This is a genomic window from Williamsia sp. 1138 (genome assembly GCF_002095435.2).
Taxonomy (GTDB): Bacteria; Actinomycetota; Actinomycetes; order Mycobacteriales; family Mycobacteriaceae; genus Williamsia.
Map to the genome: position 1 here is coordinate 156,024 of NZ_MJEJ02000049.1, position 14,887 is coordinate 170,910.

Sequence of the window (14,887 nt, forward strand, 5' to 3'; positions counted from 1 at the left end):
AGCCGTCACTCTCCAGAGACGCCGACGACGACACGGTCCTTGATGCCTGAGAGTTTGACGGAGAGGTATTGCTCCTTCGGCGGCCACATCTGGTGTGGCTCTCTCCCGGGTCGCTGCGACGCATCGCCAGTCTAGACCGATCGTCGCGACGCGCGCCGGGGCAGGGCTCCTAGCCGGTGCGCCGCGCGCGGTTCTTGCGACGTGAGGCCAGTTCGTCCTCGGGTGCGGTCTCGGTGACCCCGCCGTCGGCCCGTTCGGCCGGAAAATCTGCGATCGTGCCACTGAGCTCGCGCATCGCGCCGCTCACCGCGATACCGAAAACTCCCTGACCGCCTTGCAGCAGGTCGACGACCTCTTCGGCCGACGTGCATTCGTACACGGTGGTGCCGTCGGAGAACAGTGTGATCCGCGCCAGGTCCTCGACCCCGCGCTGGCGGAGGTGGTCGACGGCGACGCGAATGTTCTGTAGCGAGATACCGGTGTCGAGAAGGCGTTTGACGATCTTGAGGACCAGGATGTCCTTGAAGGAGTACAGCCGCTGACTGCCCGACCCGGCCGCTCCACGAATGGACGGCACGACCAACGAGGTGCGCGCCCAGTAGTCGAGTTGCCGGTAGGTGATGCCGGCAATCTGGCACGCACTGGGCACGCGATAACCGACCAGTTCATCGGGCACTGTGTCGTTGGGGAAGAGCCCCGGTGCGATGTCGACCAATGATCCCTGGGTGGGTACATCCGGCCGCGGGGCGTCTTTCGTCGCGTCGTCCGCGTTTTCTGCCCCGTACTCACCGTCGTGTGGCTGATCGCCCACTGGGATCTCCTCGCGTGCTGGTCGGTGACCGTCTGAGCAACGTCCTGGCGCCGACGCACCAACTTTACTCGCTGAGACCGGTCAAAATCACATCACCGCAATTTTCGCGGTCTGAGAAGACGGTAAGCGGCCCGCACCCCGCGATCAACGCGACTCGCCCTAACCCTGAACCTAAACTCGAGCTTTAGGCATTTCGTGACCCGTCGGTTTCCATTCTGTGACCGTGACGGCGGATCCGACCAACCGGGTCAGGCTCCTCCGGTGGCCTTGAAATCATCCGGGGAGACCGAGTCGAGGAACTCCTTGAACTTCTCGACCTCGTCCTCCTTGACCTCTGTCGCGGACTCGTCGTCATCCGACTCCTCCGCATCGTCGGCGGGCATCAGCAGGCCTGCTTCGGCGAGCACGGATTCTTCGGCATAGATGGGGACCTCGGCTCGCATCGCTATGGCGATCGAATCCGACGGCCGCGCCGAGATCCGCAGGTCTCCCGCGAACACGAGATCTGCGTAGAACGTGCCTTCTTGCATGTCGACGATCCTCACCTCGACCAGCTCATGGCCGAGAGCGCTGATCAGGTTGACGATCAGATCGTGGGTCAGAGGCCTGGGCGGTTCAACACCCTTTTGGCGCAGCGCAATTGACGCCGCCTCGCTCTGCCCGATCCAGATGGGCAGATAGCGCTCACCGGACGTCTCCTGCAGCAGGAGCACCGGCTGGCTCTGCGGCGGTTCCACACGAATACCTACCACGCGCATTTCACTCATGCGATCGGCCCTCCCAACGGTTCTGCGGTCATATGCTCACCGCTTCCAATCCTATGGCAAGGTGGCCCGCCCCACGAGCGGCCAGCTCAAATGGTCCAGGTCCCCGCACTGCCCGAGCTTTGGCGTCGCCAGTGGTCGAGCTCTGCCTCGACCGAGCGCTCAGTCGAGGACTTCCCGAACGGCCTGCTTGACCAACTGGGTGTGCAGGGTCACGGACAGCGCCGCAATCTCACGCACCATCTCCTCGGCCCGATCGCGCGCACCCGTTCCTTTGCCCTTGGCGATCGGACTGGCTATCTGCGCGACCAGGCCGGCCTCGCGGTCGGCCGAGACCTTGAACGCTCGCAGATGACGGGCCTGAACGCCGAAGTTCGCCAGGGCCGAGGCCGCCGACACCAGACGCACCGCATCTTCGTCGAAGAATCCGCGCGCGCCGGGAACCAAAAGGCCGTTGTCGCAGAGCTCTGCGACGAAAGCGTCATCGACGCCGGTGCGCTCGATGAGGGTGTCCCGGCTGAGCCTTCCCCCGCCGCTCTGCGAAAAATCGGTCGCCGGAGCCACCCAGTTCTTCGCCGACGACAACAGGCGGGTGCCGGGTTGAGCGTCAGAGACGGCGCCGCGATCGATCTCCTCGAGCTGCTCCTTGATGACCTTCAGCGGCAGGTAACGATCGCGCTGCGCCGTCAGTACGAAGCGCAGACGTTCACAGTCGGCACGACTGAAGCGGCGATACCCTGACGGTGATCGTTCCGGGGTGATGAGACCCTCGGACTCCAGGAATCTGATCTTGGAGATCGTCACGTCAGGGAACTCGCCGCGCAACTGATCCAGAACCGAGCCGATCGACATCGATCCTTCAGATTGTTGCCCCGCCGACGGTGAGGTCACGCGTTCGAGGAACCTTCATCACCACTGGGGCCGGTCAGGAAGACAAGCCGGAACTTGCCGATCTGGACCTCGTCGCCGTTCGCGAGTACTGCCGAATCGACAGGCTCACGGTTGACGTAGGTGCCGTTGAGGCTGCCGACATCGACAACCTGGAAATCGTTGTCGCCCAAACGGAACTCGGCATGACGCCGGCTGACCGTGACGTCGTCGAGGAAGATGTCGCTGTCCGGGTGTCGACCGGCCGAGGTCGTGGCCTGGTCGAGCAGGAATCGCGATCCGGCGTTGGGGCCACGCTTGACCACCAGCAGCGCCGTACCGGCCGAGAGGCGCTCTACGCCACTGGCCGCGGCTTCGGTGGTGGAACCACCGGTCGATTCCATCTCTTTGATGAAATCGGCCCGGAAGACCGAGGTGGTCTCCACCGGAGCCTCGAAGTCCTTCTCGTTGTCGCTCACCAATTCTCCTTCTTCGTAATTGTCCCCGCGGCCACCGATTGGGACCTTGTCGTTCCACGGTGATTGCGGCGGCTTCGGCGGTCTGACTACTCATCCGCCGAGTTCGGCCTCATCGAGTGGATTGGGGCATTACCCGTGATCTAGACCGTACCCTGCAACCGCCCGCAGATGCATAAACCGGCTGCATACAGTGTGTGCAACCGGCATCACGGCTTATCTTATCCGGCAGTGACTTCGCCGTACCCGGCGGCGTCGAGCATCTCGCCGAGCACCTCGTCGAGGTCAGTGCCGGAATCGACGGTGATCTCGACCAGCCAGCCGAGGCCGTAGGGCTCGGAGTTGACCAGGTCGGGGCTTGCCTCCAGGTCGTCGTTGATCGCCGAGACCACGCCTTCCAGCGGCCCGAAGATGTCGGAGACGCTCTTGGTCGATTCGACCTCTGCGAACGACTCCCCGACCACCACGGGATCGTCGATGGCAGGCAACTGCACGAAGACCACGTCGCCCAGTTGGTCCTGGGCGTAATCGGTGATTCCGACCCGCACCGTGCGGTCGGACACCTGCTGCACCCACTCGTGTTCGGTGGTGTACCGCAGATCGTCTGGAGTCTGCTTCTCGGTCACGATTGTCGCCTTCCGTCTTGCGCTTGGACCGTCATGGTTTCGGCACTGGGGTCGAGGAAAAACCTCAGCGGGAGTTGAAGGGAAAATTTAGCGTATCCAGCTCGCTGCCCTCACCGGGCCGAGCCTTGTGCCGATCGGTCCGAACCCCTGGCGGGTGGCAAGGTCCGCACCACGAGTATCGCCTGTATCCAATACAACACGAATGACCACAGGTACATCGCGGTGCCCCAGATCATGAAAGCCCAACCGCATGGGTAGAAAACGTCCCCGATCACCGAATCGATCTGTCCGGCAAGGATCATCGGGAATCCGTACATCAGCGCGAAGGTCGCCGCCTTGCCGATGTAGATCGTCGGCAGCGCCGTTATCCCGCGCGAGCGCAGCAGCGGCGCGGTCGCCAGGAGCAACACATCGCGGCCGACCAACAGGCCCACCAACCACCACGGGACGATTCCGCGCACCGCAAGTCCGATCGGCACCACCAGCATGTACAGCCTGTCGGCGGCCGGATCGAGCAATGCCCCCAGCTTCGAGGACTGGTCGAGTAGACGTGCGATCTTGCCGTCCGCCCAATCCGAGAGTCCGGAGAAGAACAGGATCGCGAAAGCCCACCCGTCGGCCTCTTCTACCAACAGCACCCACAGGAACACGGGAACGAGTGCCAGACGCAGCGCGCTGAGCAGATTGGGAACGGTGAATACCCGATCCGACTCCACCACCGGGTCCGAGTCGGTCTCCTCCATGCCGAACAGCCTGTCACATCACCCGCCACGCGCGGGAGATCGGCGCGGGCGGGGAGGATTACCGGAAGATGCCGATGATGCCCTGCAGCGCCTTTGCGCCGCCGGACGAGAACGGACTGTCGTGGACCATGTAGGTCCACGTCGTGGTCGATCGACGCAGGTCGGCCTGCTCGAGATCGACGCCGTCCACGGTGATGACCGCCTCTCGAAATGTCTTGCGAGCATTCTCGACCGCGTCGCCGGGCAGCTTCCCGAACTCCTCGAGGATCAGTTTGTGGAACTCATCGAGCGGCGATTCGCGGCCGAGGGAACGAAGGTGGATGCTGGCGCGAACATCGGAGACGAACGCCAGGTGATCGGCCCAGGCGCGGTCGAGGTGAAAGAGCATGATCTCACGAGCTGCCTGTTCGAGGACCTCGACGGGAACCGGTTCGGCCTTCTCGGTCACCACGCTCTCGCCGGCCTGGTCTGCGTCTTCTGACGCCTCCGTCTCGTCGGCCTTGTGTTCGGCTTCCGCCGGGGCGTCACCGATCAGCTCGAGGTAGCGCTTGTTCTCCGACTCCTTGAGTTCGGTGAGCGCGGCATCTGTGGTGAGCAACTCGGTGCGCCGCCTGACAACGATCTCGCGCTGCTGGTTGACCAACTGGTTGTAGCGCCACGTGTTCGCGTGGAGCTCGAGCATGACGCCCTCCGCCACCCGCTGCGCCTGCTCGATCAGGTCGACACCTTTGGACCCGAGAGAGCCGTCCTCGGAAGAACTGACCGGATCGCGCTTGAGGGTCAGGTTGCGCGTGACAACCGGATCTTCGGCGCTGGAGAAGAAAACCGAGCGACCCGGGTCCCCTTGCCGACCCGCGCGTCCGCGTAGCTGGTTGTCGAGCCGTTCGGTGTCGTGCCTACCGGTGCCGACGACGCAGAGACCGCCGAGTTCGACCACCTCGTCACGCTCGGATGTCGACTCTCCGTCCTTCTGACCCTTCGAGCCACCGAGTTTGATGTCGGTACCGCGGCCTGCCATCTGTGTCGACACCGTGACCGCATTCTTGGCCCCGGCCTCGGCGATGATCTTGGCTTCCTCTGCGTCGTTCTTGGCGTTCAGGACAACCGATGTGACACCGGCGCGGCCCAGCAGATGCGCGAGCTCTTCGGACTCGGCGACGTCGTGGGTACCGATGAGGATCGGCTGGCCGGACTCGTGCACCTCTTTGACGAACTCGACGACGGCGTCGGCCTTGTTCGATTTGTTGTCGAAAACCCTGTCGACCTCGTCGATGCGAACGTTCTTGGTGTTCGGCGGGATCTGCGATACCGCGAGCTGGTAGAACTGCCGCAACTGCTCACCGGCCGCCAGAGCGGTGCCGGTCATCCCACAGACCTTCGGGTAGCGCCCGATCAGCGCCTGCACCGTGATGGTGTCGATCACCTCGCCCGAATCTGTCTGCGCCAGGCCCTCTTTGAGCTCGACAGCGGCCTGCAGACCGTCCGGCCACCGCTGGAGCTGGGCTACTCGTCCACGTGAGGCGTTGATCAGGTGCACACCACCGTCGCGGACGATGTAGTGGACGTCTCGCTCGACCAGGATGTGCGCGTGCATGGCCACGTTCACGTGCACCAGCGTCGTCCCGACGTGCTCTTCGTCGTAGAGGTTGATGCCTCCGAGTTCGGCCTCGATGTAGGCGGCGCCCTCGTCGGTGAGGTAGACGTTCCGGCCTTCGGCATCGATTTCGTAGTGGGTCTTCTTCAGGCGGGCGACAGCATCGTGAATCGGCTTGTCCGGGACTTCGCCGATGGTCGCGCCGGCCAGGATGAGCGGCACCAGTGCCTCATCGACGAGTACCGAGTCGGCTTCGTCGATGATGGCGACGTCGGGTTTGGGCGAGACCAGGTCGCCGGCCCGGGTGACGAGCTGGTCGCGCAGCACGTCGAACCCGATCTCGTTGACCGAACCGTAGGTGATGTCTGCGTCGTAGGCTGTTTTGCGTTCGGCGCGGGTCGAGTTCTCCGAGACCGCTGCCGACACGATGCCGAACTGGTCGAACAGAGGTTTCATCCACTCGGCGTCGCGGGTCGCGAGGTAGTCGTTCACGGAGATGACATGCACACGGTGACCCTGCAGAACGAAGCCGATGGCGGCGATGGCCCCGGCAAGCGTCTTGCCTTCGCCGGTCGCCATCTCGATGATGTCGCCCTCGAGCAGGCGAAGTGCACCTTGTAGCTGAACGTCGAACGGGCGCATGTCCAGCGTCCGGTCACCCGCCTCTCGCGCGAGAGCGAGGAATCGGGCGCGGTCGTCGCCTTCGGGGTCTGTGATGTCCAGCTTCTCGGCAGCAGCCGCGAATTCCTTGTCCTCGAGCTCTTTTGCCCAGTCGTCGAACGAGGCGGCCTTCTTCAGGAGTGTCAGAGACTTCGACTGGTTACGCGAGGACTGCGCTCCCAGTAGCCGCCACATGTTGTTCGTGAGCTTTCCCACCGAGCCGTACTCCCTCGTCCGTACTGTAAATACGCGGTCATTTCGAAAACTGCCGTGCTCCACCGTACGCGGATCACGCTCGCGCGTTACCGTACGCGGCAATCGCCAGGCCACCGCAAGCTCCGCACTTCCGTGCAGGTCACGCATGCCAATAGGATGCCATCCGGAGGTGGCCATGGGTTCGAAACGCGGGTCTGGTCCGTCGCGCTCACCAGCGGTTCGATTTGCGATCCGATCGGTGGTCGCCGGCGTCCTGTTGGGGTGCGCGGTAGGCCTGGGCGCCTACAACCACTGGGGCCTGGCGCTGGGGCTGGGCGTACCCCTGACGATCGCCGCGGTCTTCGTCGGTCCCCGGCCTCGGCGCATCGACGGCGCGCTGCAGGGCGGCCATTCGTCGCAGCAGATCCCCGTGACCGTCGAGGCGATCACCCGATCGAGCCTCGATGCGTCGAACCTGCAGCCGACTCTCGTCACCGCCACCATCTCTCCGCCGAACGACACCGAATATCGAACCCGGTGGCTGTCGGCAATGCCGAAGGGCATGGTCGCCAACCTCCTGAGCGATGCCGACAATCGGCTGCCGTCCTCCTTCATCCCCCCACGCCCACCGGAATCGCTGCCTTATCAGTCCGGTGGCGAGCCTGTTCCCGAACCCGAGTTCGGCGACAACCCCGCCAAGTCGACACTTGTCTACCCCGTGATCACCGTCGCCGTCGCGGCGGCGCTGTTCCTCGGCATCGGCAGCGGCTGGCATTTTTCGGTGTCGCTTCCGTCGACGGATATCGGCTCGGTCATCGGGGACGACGGCAGCGACAACCTGCAAGAGCGGATGGATGCGCTGGCCGAGAAGGTCGTGGATACGAGTCCTACGGCCGCGACGAACGTGCTCAGTCTCGAACTCGGGGAGGATGGGAGCGATCGCGCGTATGTTCTCGATCCGGCCACCGGCGAAAGCCTTTACGTCTGGTACTCCGCTTCAAGTGACAAATGGTACGGGCCCGATCGCAACTCGACGCAGTTCCGAGCGGGCAAGACGTTCTCGCTCGCTGACGTCTCGGGCATGCGGTTCAACGAAATTCGCGATCAGATGGCGGCCGCGATACCCCCGGAGATCGGGGGCTTGAAAACGATGAAGGTCGAGCGATCCGCCGACAACCAGCCCGTACTGGCCTCCGCGACCTTCGGTGAGGTCTTCGAAGGCGAGGCCACGATGCAAGCCGACACCACAGGCAAACTCGCGGCCTGGTTCCAGCCCGGCGACTTCGGCGCGGCCATGGCCCAGGCGGCGCGCGCCCTGGAGGAGACCGGGCTGTCGACGTCTGAGCCACTGTTCACCAGATTCGAGATCCGCGGTACGGACTCCGACACCCCCATCATGCGGGCGGGAACCATCCAGAACTCCGGCGGAGTATTGATGGACTTCTCAGATATCAGCCGAAACGGAAGTCTCTCGATCGTCCCCGGCTCGTTTCCGGTCTTCAGGAGCACCGATACTCCGTCTCGCGACTACACCGACGGCGCGGTCGCGTTCGACGACATCTCGGCGCAGACGTTCGACGCCGTCCGCGACGACGCGATGCGCCGGCACTCCGTAGATGCCTTCGACCGCAATCGCGTCGATATCCAGACCTCGAGCACCTACGTCGTCGATCAGTATCAGACGGTGATCATGGTCGAGGTCGGCCCCGACAGTCCGATCGACTATTACACCCTCGACGGTCGGTTCATCGAAACAGAGTGACCGGGCTCGGTCTCTACTCCGCTTCCAGCGCCCGACGACGACCGGCTTCGATCTCGTCGATGGCCTGTTGTTGCGGGTGCAGGCTGCCCCGGTCGGCGAGATCGGTGACGATGTGATGGATGCGGTCGAGATAGTCGGCCTGCTGCGCTCCTTCGGAGTGCCGCGCGTTCTCGAGCAATGACAGCGCCGTGGTCAGTTCCCTCTGGTCGGTGACGTCGAGAAGCCCGGTACCCACTGCGCGACCGTACTTTTCGCAGTCCGCCCACGCCTTACGCACGGCCATCACCGCCTGCTGATACTCGTCCGCACGGTCGAGATTGACCGGGAAACGCTCGGTGCGTAGTTCCTGTGCCCGACTGAGCGCCGTATGAAACCGCGCGACGGTGTCGACCGAGACGTCCGTGACAGCGGGAAAGCGCAGCAGCAGTTCGGGTTCGAGCTCGTACTGGGCGTAGTCGATCAAAACAGCCTCATGTTGACGTATCGCGGCCTGCCACAGTCGCTCGGCGGCTTCGACGCTTCCGGCGTTGGCGATCCGGGGCGCTAGCCGGTCGGGCTGAGGTTGCGTCGGCTGGTAGTCGGGTTCGGCCTGCGCCGGCTTCGCGAGGTCCCCCATGGCCTTGCCGGCGAATACCTTGCGCTTCTTCGGCTGCTGTGCGCGCAATCGCGAGACGACCTCGGCGGCGGCGGGATCCGACTCGATGGTGGCCACCTGCCACTCCTGGTCGGGGTCGCTCGCGAACCGGAGCTGCAGATACCGGCAACCCCTCACCCGATACTGATCGGCGCGCGAGGAGCGGGCCACCGAGGTGTCACTCGACAGTTCGGTGCTCTGTTTCACCGACAGGAGATCCGAGAGGGGAAACGAATGAATGGCCACCTCGTTGCCGAAGTGCACCATCTCGTCGTCGACCGTGATGCTGATCGCCGGTAAGTCGAGCACCCGGCCGAGGGCGGCGGTCAGCAGACTCAGACCCAGCGTGGCGATCACCACCAGCCCGGTCACCACCGGATCGGTGTCGATGATCGTCAGCGCGACGAGCTCGATCAACGCTGCGACGGCCAGCGCACTGGCCACCGCGGCGAGGCGGTCGTGGAGCGGCCGACGGTACTCGATTCGCGACGTCACCGATACCGGACCGGAGTTGCTCGCCACGTGTTCTCCTCTTGCCCCGTGCCCCGCCCGACGGCGGCGACAAATCTCAGGCGGACTTTACCGCCTCAGGCCAGAGCTTCCCGGACGATCGGGGCCACCTTGGTGCCGTAGAGCTCGATGCTGTGCATCTTGGTCTCATGGTCGAGTGTGCCGTTGCCGTACTTGAGGTCGAATCTGTTGACGCCCACTGCCTCGACATTTCGGACGATTTTCGCCGCGACGGTCTCCGGAGACCCGACGTACAGCGAACCGTTCGGTCCCGCGGCCTGCTCGAATTGTCCTCTCGTGGTCGCAGGCCAGCCGCGCTCGCGTCCGATCTTGGTCATCTGGTCCCGGTAATGCGGCCAGAGTTCCTCGCGAGCCTGATCGTCGGAGTCCGCGACGTGCCCCGGCGAGTGCATGCCCACCGGCAGCTCCGGTTGCCCGAACTCGGCGAGCGCGCGGTGGTACAGGTCGACAAACGGCTCGAAGCGTGCCGGTTCCCCACCGATGATCGCCAGCATCAACGGGATTCCGTAACGGGCCGCACGCACCACCGATTCCGGCGAACCACCGACGCCGATCCAGGTCTTCACCGATCCCCCAGCGGTCTTGGGATACACCTGCTCGCCCTGCAGGGGTGGCCTCGTCGTCCCGGACCACTCGATGGGACCTTCCGATCGCAAAGCGCTGAACAGGTCCAGCTTTTCGCTGAAGAGCTCTTCGTACTGGCCCAGGTCGTAGCCGAAGAGCGGAAACGACTCCGTGAACGAGCCACGGCCCAAGATCACCTCGGCGCGACCTCCCGAGATCGCATCGAGCGTCGCGAACCTCTGGTACACCCTGATCGGGTCGTCCGAACTCAGCACCGTGACTGCGGTGCCCACCGCGATGTTCGTCGTCTTGGCTGCGATCGCGGCGAGCACCACCTCCGGAGCCGACACGGCGAAGTCGGCCCGATGATGTTCTCCGACGCCGAAGAAGTCGAGCCCCACCTCGTCGGCGAGCACTCCCTCCGCGATGACGTCTCTGATCACCTGGTCATACGACTGCAGCACACCATCCGCATCTGCGGTGCGATCACCGAAGGTGTCCAGACCGAGTTCGATGTCGAACTGTCCTCCGGGCTTGCCCATTGCGGCCTCTTTCCATCGGTGGGGTGATGACCTCCTCAGAACTACACGTGGTCCGAGATTGTTCCCGCGGCCTAAACCCCGGCCTCCGCCTGGATGACCCAGTAGGCTCCCTCCATGGGTAAGAGCAACGGGAAGAAGAAATCTCCGAAACTGCCGAAAGACGCCTACGAGGCCGAGCTGTTTCGTCTGCAGACCGAACTCGTGAAGCTCCAGGAATGGGTGAAAGACTCCAAGTCGCGGGTGGTCGTGATCTTCGAGGGTCGGGACGCGGCGGGCAAGGGCGGGGTGATCAAACGGATCACCGAGTATCTCTCACCCCGAGTGGTTCGTACTGCTGCCCTGCCCGCGCCGACGGATCGAGAACGTGGCCAGTGGTACTACCAACGGTATATCGCGCACCTTCCGGCCCCCGGTGAGATCGTGCTGTTCGACCGCTCCTGGTACAACCGAGCAGGCGTCGAGAAGGTCATGGGATTCTGCACCCCACAGGAACATTCATTGTTCTTGAGACAGACACCCGTGTTCGAGCAAATGCTGCTCGACGACGGCATCATTCTGCGCAAGTACTGGTTCTCGGTGTCCGACGGCGAACAACTGCGTCGCTTCCGTTCGCGGCTGAATGATCCCGTGCGACAGTGGAAACTGAGTCCGATGGACCTCGAGTCGGTCTACCGCTGGGAAGACTATTCCCGAGCGAAGGACGAGATGATGGTGCACACCGACACACCGAACAGCCCGTGGTATGTGGTCGAATCGGATGTCAAGAAGCACGCCCGGCTGAACATGATTTCGCACCTGCTGTCGACGATCAACTACCACGAGGTCCAGAAACCGACCGTGGAATTGCCCGATCGACCGATCGATACCGGAACCTACCAACGGCCTTCGCGAACATTGTCGACGTACGTTCCGAATCATGTGGCGGAGCTACTCGGCGATCCCGAGAACTGACCCCCACTCCCCGCACGCGGATGACTACATTGGGGGAATGCAGCAAGAGATCAATTTCCTCACGTTCTCGACCCCTGACCTGCCCGCTGTCCGCACGTTTTATCGAGACGGGCTGGGTTGGACGCCGCTACTCGACGTGCCGGACGAGATCATCTTCTTTCAGATCGCGCCGCGGATGACCCTGGGCTTCTTCGACAGTGCAAAGTTCGCCGCTGACCTCGGCAGTGACGTACCTGTGGATCTACACAGCGCCTCTGCTCGTGGGATCACGTTGGCTCACAACGTGAGTGGCCGCGACGATGTCGTTGCCCTGATCGAATCGATGGCGGCCGCGGGAGGCCGAGTGCTCAAGCAGCCAACTGACAGTGCGTTCGGTGGGACATTCCACGGACTTGTCCTGGACCCGAATGACATCATCTGGGAGATCGCCCACAACCCGGGTTGGCAGGTGGACGACGCCGGCCGAGTCAGTTTCGGTTGAATGTGGTCAGCGCTCGCGAAGCGATCGCAGGTACCGGGCGGTGATCAATCGCTGGCCCACTCTGCCTAGCGGGCCGGCAACCTTGGCCGGCGTCGTCTGCGGCCTCGAGAATGCAGCTATCACCAGGACGACCGAGTCATCGGATCGGTGTTCGACGCAGAACAGTTCCTCACCCGACTCCGGGTGCCCGGGCAGGGTGCCATAGGCGAAACCCTGACGGCGTGGTTCATCGATCACGTACACGACGCGAACGGGTGCCTTGACACGGAGGCGGCCGACACCGATCCCGAGCAAGGCGACGGCACCTTGGACGATCACGTTCGCCGAGGCGTTGACCGTGAAACCGCTACGCAACTGGATCTGCCACCGCAGAACGTCTGCACCACTCGTGCGGAACAGGGTTTCGCCGTGGCCGATGACCCTCTCCCGACGGAGGTGGTGGTACCCGTCTGGCGGCTCGGTCGCAGTGGCGCCCACCTCCGGGTAGGCGAAATCAGCGACCTGGAGGCCGTCGACTTCGGTCGCGGTGAGCGGTCCCACCGCGTGTGTTCCCATCGCCCCATCGTACGACCGGCCACCGGTACGAGACGAACAAATCGGTGGACACCACGGCGTCGACCCAAATACCTTGAGCGAGCCATCCATTGGTGGCCAAACGCCGTCTATCAAGGAACTCCTGTCATGAACTCCCGTTTCCCCGTTGCCCTTTCCGGCGCGTCCGCCTCGACCCTGTTGTGGGCCGACGAAGAGACGATCGAGCAAGAGGCCGTGAAACAGCTGCGCCGGGTGTCGCAATTGCCATGGGTGCACGGGGTCCGGGTGATGCCCGACGTCCACGTGGGCAAGGGAGCCACCGTCGGATCGGTGATCGCCATGCGTGACGCGATATGCCCTGCCGCTGTCGGAGTCGACATCGGATGTGGAATGACCGCTGTTCGAACCGATCTCGTCGCCTCTGATCTGCCGGACGATCTCTCCGGGATGCGGTCGGCGATCGAAGCGAAGGTCCCGGTGGGCTTTCACTCGCACAAGCGCCCGGTCAACCTGCGCGAGCTGGCGGTCGGCGGTGGCTGGGGCGACTTCTGGTCTCGGTTCGGCGATCTCGATCGTGGTGTGCAGCAGCTCGACACCCGGGCGCACAAGCAGGTCGGCACCCTCGGCGGCGGCAACCACTTCATCGAGATCTGCGTTGCAGAGGGTGATGGCGCTGTCTGGGTGATGCTGCACTCCGGTTCGCGAAACATCGGCAAGGAGCTCGCCGATCGTCACATGGAGGTCGCGGCAGCGCTCCCCCACAATGTCGACCTCCCGGATCGCGATCTCGCGGTGTTCGTCACCGGCACCCCGGAGATGGACGCCTACCGCCGCGACCTCACCTGGGCTCAGGAGTACGCGGCACGCAACCGCCGGGTGATGCTCGAGTTGGTGTGTGCCGCCGTACGGGAGTCGTTCCCTTCCCGAACCGTCGTGTTCGACGACGCAATCTCATGCCACCACAACTATGTCGCAACAGAAGAGATCGACGGTCTGGAGCTGCTGGTGACCCGGAAGGGTGCCATTCGCGCAGGGTCGGGCGACATGGGCTTGATCCCGGGTTCGATGGGTACCGGATCGTATGTGGTGCGTGGATTGGGTTCAGCGCAGTCGTTCTACTCCGCGTCGCACGGCGCAGGCCGGACGATGAGCCGGACCAAGGCTCGGAAGATGTTCACCGCCGGCGATCTCGTCGCGCAGACGGTCGGCGTCGAATCCCGGAAAGACGCAGGTGTCGTCGATGAGATCCCTGCGGCCTACAAGGACATCGACGCGGTGATCGCGGCTCAGACCGACCTCGTCGAGGTGGTCGCACACCTGCGTCAGGTCGTGTGCGTCAAGGGCTAGAACGTCCAGCAGGGCACGGGACATCACGGTGGGGCACTCCCGAGAGGGAACCGCCCCACCGTGTGCTCTTCCCGAGTGCACTAGCGGGCGGCGCCGGCACGGTCCTCATCAGAGAAGCCGTCGACCGGAGGCGCACCGAGCGGGGCCGACATCTTGCGGACGTTGTAGGACGCGGCGGCCGCGAACGCGCCCTCGACGCCTGCCGACGACGTCGTGTAAGTGATCGACTTGTCACCCGCGAATCCCATCGAGGTCCCGACCGCCACGGCGTCCATGTTCGCTCCGAGGAACAGGAAGTCCCATGCGTAGTGCTGTTCCTGGCGCATGATCGCCGCCTTCACCGCGTCGTGGGTCCATTCCCGACTGGAGTTCTCGTGACCATCCGTCAGCACCACGACGGTCACGGCACCTGGGCGTTCGGACTCCGGCACTGAAGCCAGGTCTCTGCCGACCTCGGTGATGAGCCGACCGATTCCGTCGTAGAGTGCGGTCCCTCCCCGCGGTTGCAGGTCGAGAGGCGGCACCTCATCGATCGACCGGTTCGTATAGACGACGTCGTACTCGGTATCGAACTGCGCCAGCGTGACACCGACGAATTTTCCGGCCAGTCGCTGTTTGTCGATGAACGTGTTGAATCCGCCTTCGGTGTCGTCCTGGATGGACGCCATCGAACCCGAGCGGTCGAGTAATATCGCGAGAAGCGTGCGGTCGGGATCGGTCATGAGGTGCTCCCTTCGTGCATGGCCAGCCACAATGGCTGCTGCCGAAGGTAGCGCCCGGTACCGACACGTCCTTCGGCTCAGCC

General features: G+C 63.8%; 15 protein-coding genes and 1 riboswitch. Of the genes, 4 read left to right on the forward strand and 11 right to left on the reverse strand.

What is annotated here, in order from left to right; translation table 11 throughout:
- Positions 1-23 precede the first annotated feature (23 nt).
- Positions 24-118: riboswitch (glycine riboswitch) on the reverse strand.
- A gap of 51 nt (positions 119-169) precedes the next feature.
- The 7 genes from BH683_RS20430 to secA2 form a co-directional block, all read right to left on the reverse strand.
- Positions 170-811: a MerR family transcriptional regulator gene (locus BH683_RS20430; protein ID WP_084838099.1), complete on the reverse strand. Its 642-nt coding sequence runs from the start codon at positions 809-811 to the stop codon at positions 170-172.
- Positions 812-1,059: 248 nt separating this feature from the next.
- Positions 1,060-1,578, reverse strand: a complete 519-nt coding sequence (locus BH683_RS20435; protein ID WP_084838100.1) for a bifunctional nuclease family protein — start codon at positions 1,576-1,578, stop codon at positions 1,060-1,062.
- A 159-nt stretch (positions 1,579-1,737) separates the two neighbouring features.
- A complete protein-coding gene (locus BH683_RS20440) occupies positions 1,738-2,427 on the reverse strand; it encodes a MerR family transcriptional regulator (protein WP_084838216.1) in 690 nt (229 codons plus the stop codon).
- Positions 2,428-2,462: 35 nt separating this feature from the next.
- Complete coding sequence (garA, locus tag BH683_RS20445; RefSeq protein ID WP_346425978.1) at positions 2,463-2,921, reverse strand: glycogen accumulation regulator GarA; 459 nt, start codon at positions 2,919-2,921, stop codon at positions 2,463-2,465.
- Positions 2,922-3,139: 218 nt separating this feature from the next.
- On the reverse strand, positions 3,140-3,544 hold the full coding sequence (gene gcvH / locus BH683_RS20450) for a glycine cleavage system protein GcvH (RefSeq protein ID WP_084838102.1): 405 nt from the start codon (positions 3,542-3,544) through the stop codon (positions 3,140-3,142).
- Positions 3,545-3,654: 110 nt separating this feature from the next.
- Positions 3,655-4,287: a CDP-alcohol phosphatidyltransferase family protein gene (locus BH683_RS20455; RefSeq protein WP_084838103.1), complete on the reverse strand. Its 633-nt coding sequence runs from the start codon at positions 4,285-4,287 to the stop codon at positions 3,655-3,657.
- 58 nt (positions 4,288-4,345) lie between these two features.
- On the reverse strand, positions 4,346-6,757 hold the full coding sequence (secA2, locus tag BH683_RS20460; protein WP_084838104.1) for an accessory Sec system translocase SecA2: 2,412 nt from the start codon (positions 6,755-6,757) through the stop codon (positions 4,346-4,348).
- A gap of 175 nt (positions 6,758-6,932) precedes the next feature.
- On the opposite strand from secA2, the gene BH683_RS20465 reads away from it, so the two are divergent.
- Positions 6,933-8,498 (forward strand): TMEM14 family protein, encoded by a 1,566-nt coding sequence (locus BH683_RS20465; RefSeq protein ID WP_143696100.1) that lies wholly within the window; start codon positions 6,933-6,935, stop codon positions 8,496-8,498.
- A gap of 13 nt (positions 8,499-8,511) precedes the next feature.
- On the opposite strand, the gene BH683_RS20470 is transcribed toward BH683_RS20465, so the two are convergent.
- Both BH683_RS20470 and BH683_RS20475 read right to left on the reverse strand, forming a co-directional pair.
- Entirely contained in the window at positions 8,512-9,654 is a 1,143-nt protein-coding gene (locus BH683_RS20470; protein ID WP_084838106.1) for a hypothetical protein, read from the reverse strand.
- A gap of 65 nt (positions 9,655-9,719) precedes the next feature.
- Positions 9,720-10,769: an LLM class flavin-dependent oxidoreductase gene (locus BH683_RS20475; RefSeq protein ID WP_084838107.1), complete on the reverse strand. Its 1,050-nt coding sequence runs from the start codon at positions 10,767-10,769 to the stop codon at positions 9,720-9,722.
- Positions 10,770-10,883: 114 nt separating this feature from the next.
- Here BH683_RS20475 and ppk2 point away from each other — a divergent pair, with 114 nt between their 5' ends.
- A complete protein-coding gene (ppk2, locus tag BH683_RS20480) occupies positions 10,884-11,720 on the forward strand; it encodes a polyphosphate kinase 2 (protein ID WP_084838108.1) in 837 nt (278 codons plus the stop codon).
- A 37-nt stretch (positions 11,721-11,757) separates the two neighbouring features.
- Positions 11,758-12,201, forward strand: coding sequence for a VOC family protein (locus BH683_RS20485; protein WP_084838109.1), 444 nt, complete (start codon positions 11,758-11,760; stop codon positions 12,199-12,201).
- A 6-nt stretch (positions 12,202-12,207) separates the two neighbouring features.
- Here BH683_RS20485 and BH683_RS20490 read toward each other — a convergent pair whose 3' ends face one another.
- The gene (locus BH683_RS20490; protein WP_084838110.1) at positions 12,208-12,756 is read right to left on the reverse strand and encodes a DUF1990 domain-containing protein; all 549 of its coding nucleotides are present in this window, start codon (positions 12,754-12,756) and stop codon (positions 12,208-12,210) included.
- A gap of 126 nt (positions 12,757-12,882) precedes the next feature.
- On the opposite strand from BH683_RS20490, the gene BH683_RS20495 reads away from it, so the two are divergent.
- Positions 12,883-14,082: an RtcB family protein gene (locus BH683_RS20495; RefSeq protein WP_084838111.1), complete on the forward strand. Its 1,200-nt coding sequence runs from the start codon at positions 12,883-12,885 to the stop codon at positions 14,080-14,082.
- Positions 14,083-14,162: 80 nt separating this feature from the next.
- Here BH683_RS20495 and BH683_RS20500 read toward each other — a convergent pair whose 3' ends face one another.
- On the reverse strand, positions 14,163-14,804 hold the full coding sequence (locus BH683_RS20500) for a vWA domain-containing protein (RefSeq protein WP_084838112.1): 642 nt from the start codon (positions 14,802-14,804) through the stop codon (positions 14,163-14,165).
- Positions 14,805-14,887 lie beyond the last annotated feature (83 nt).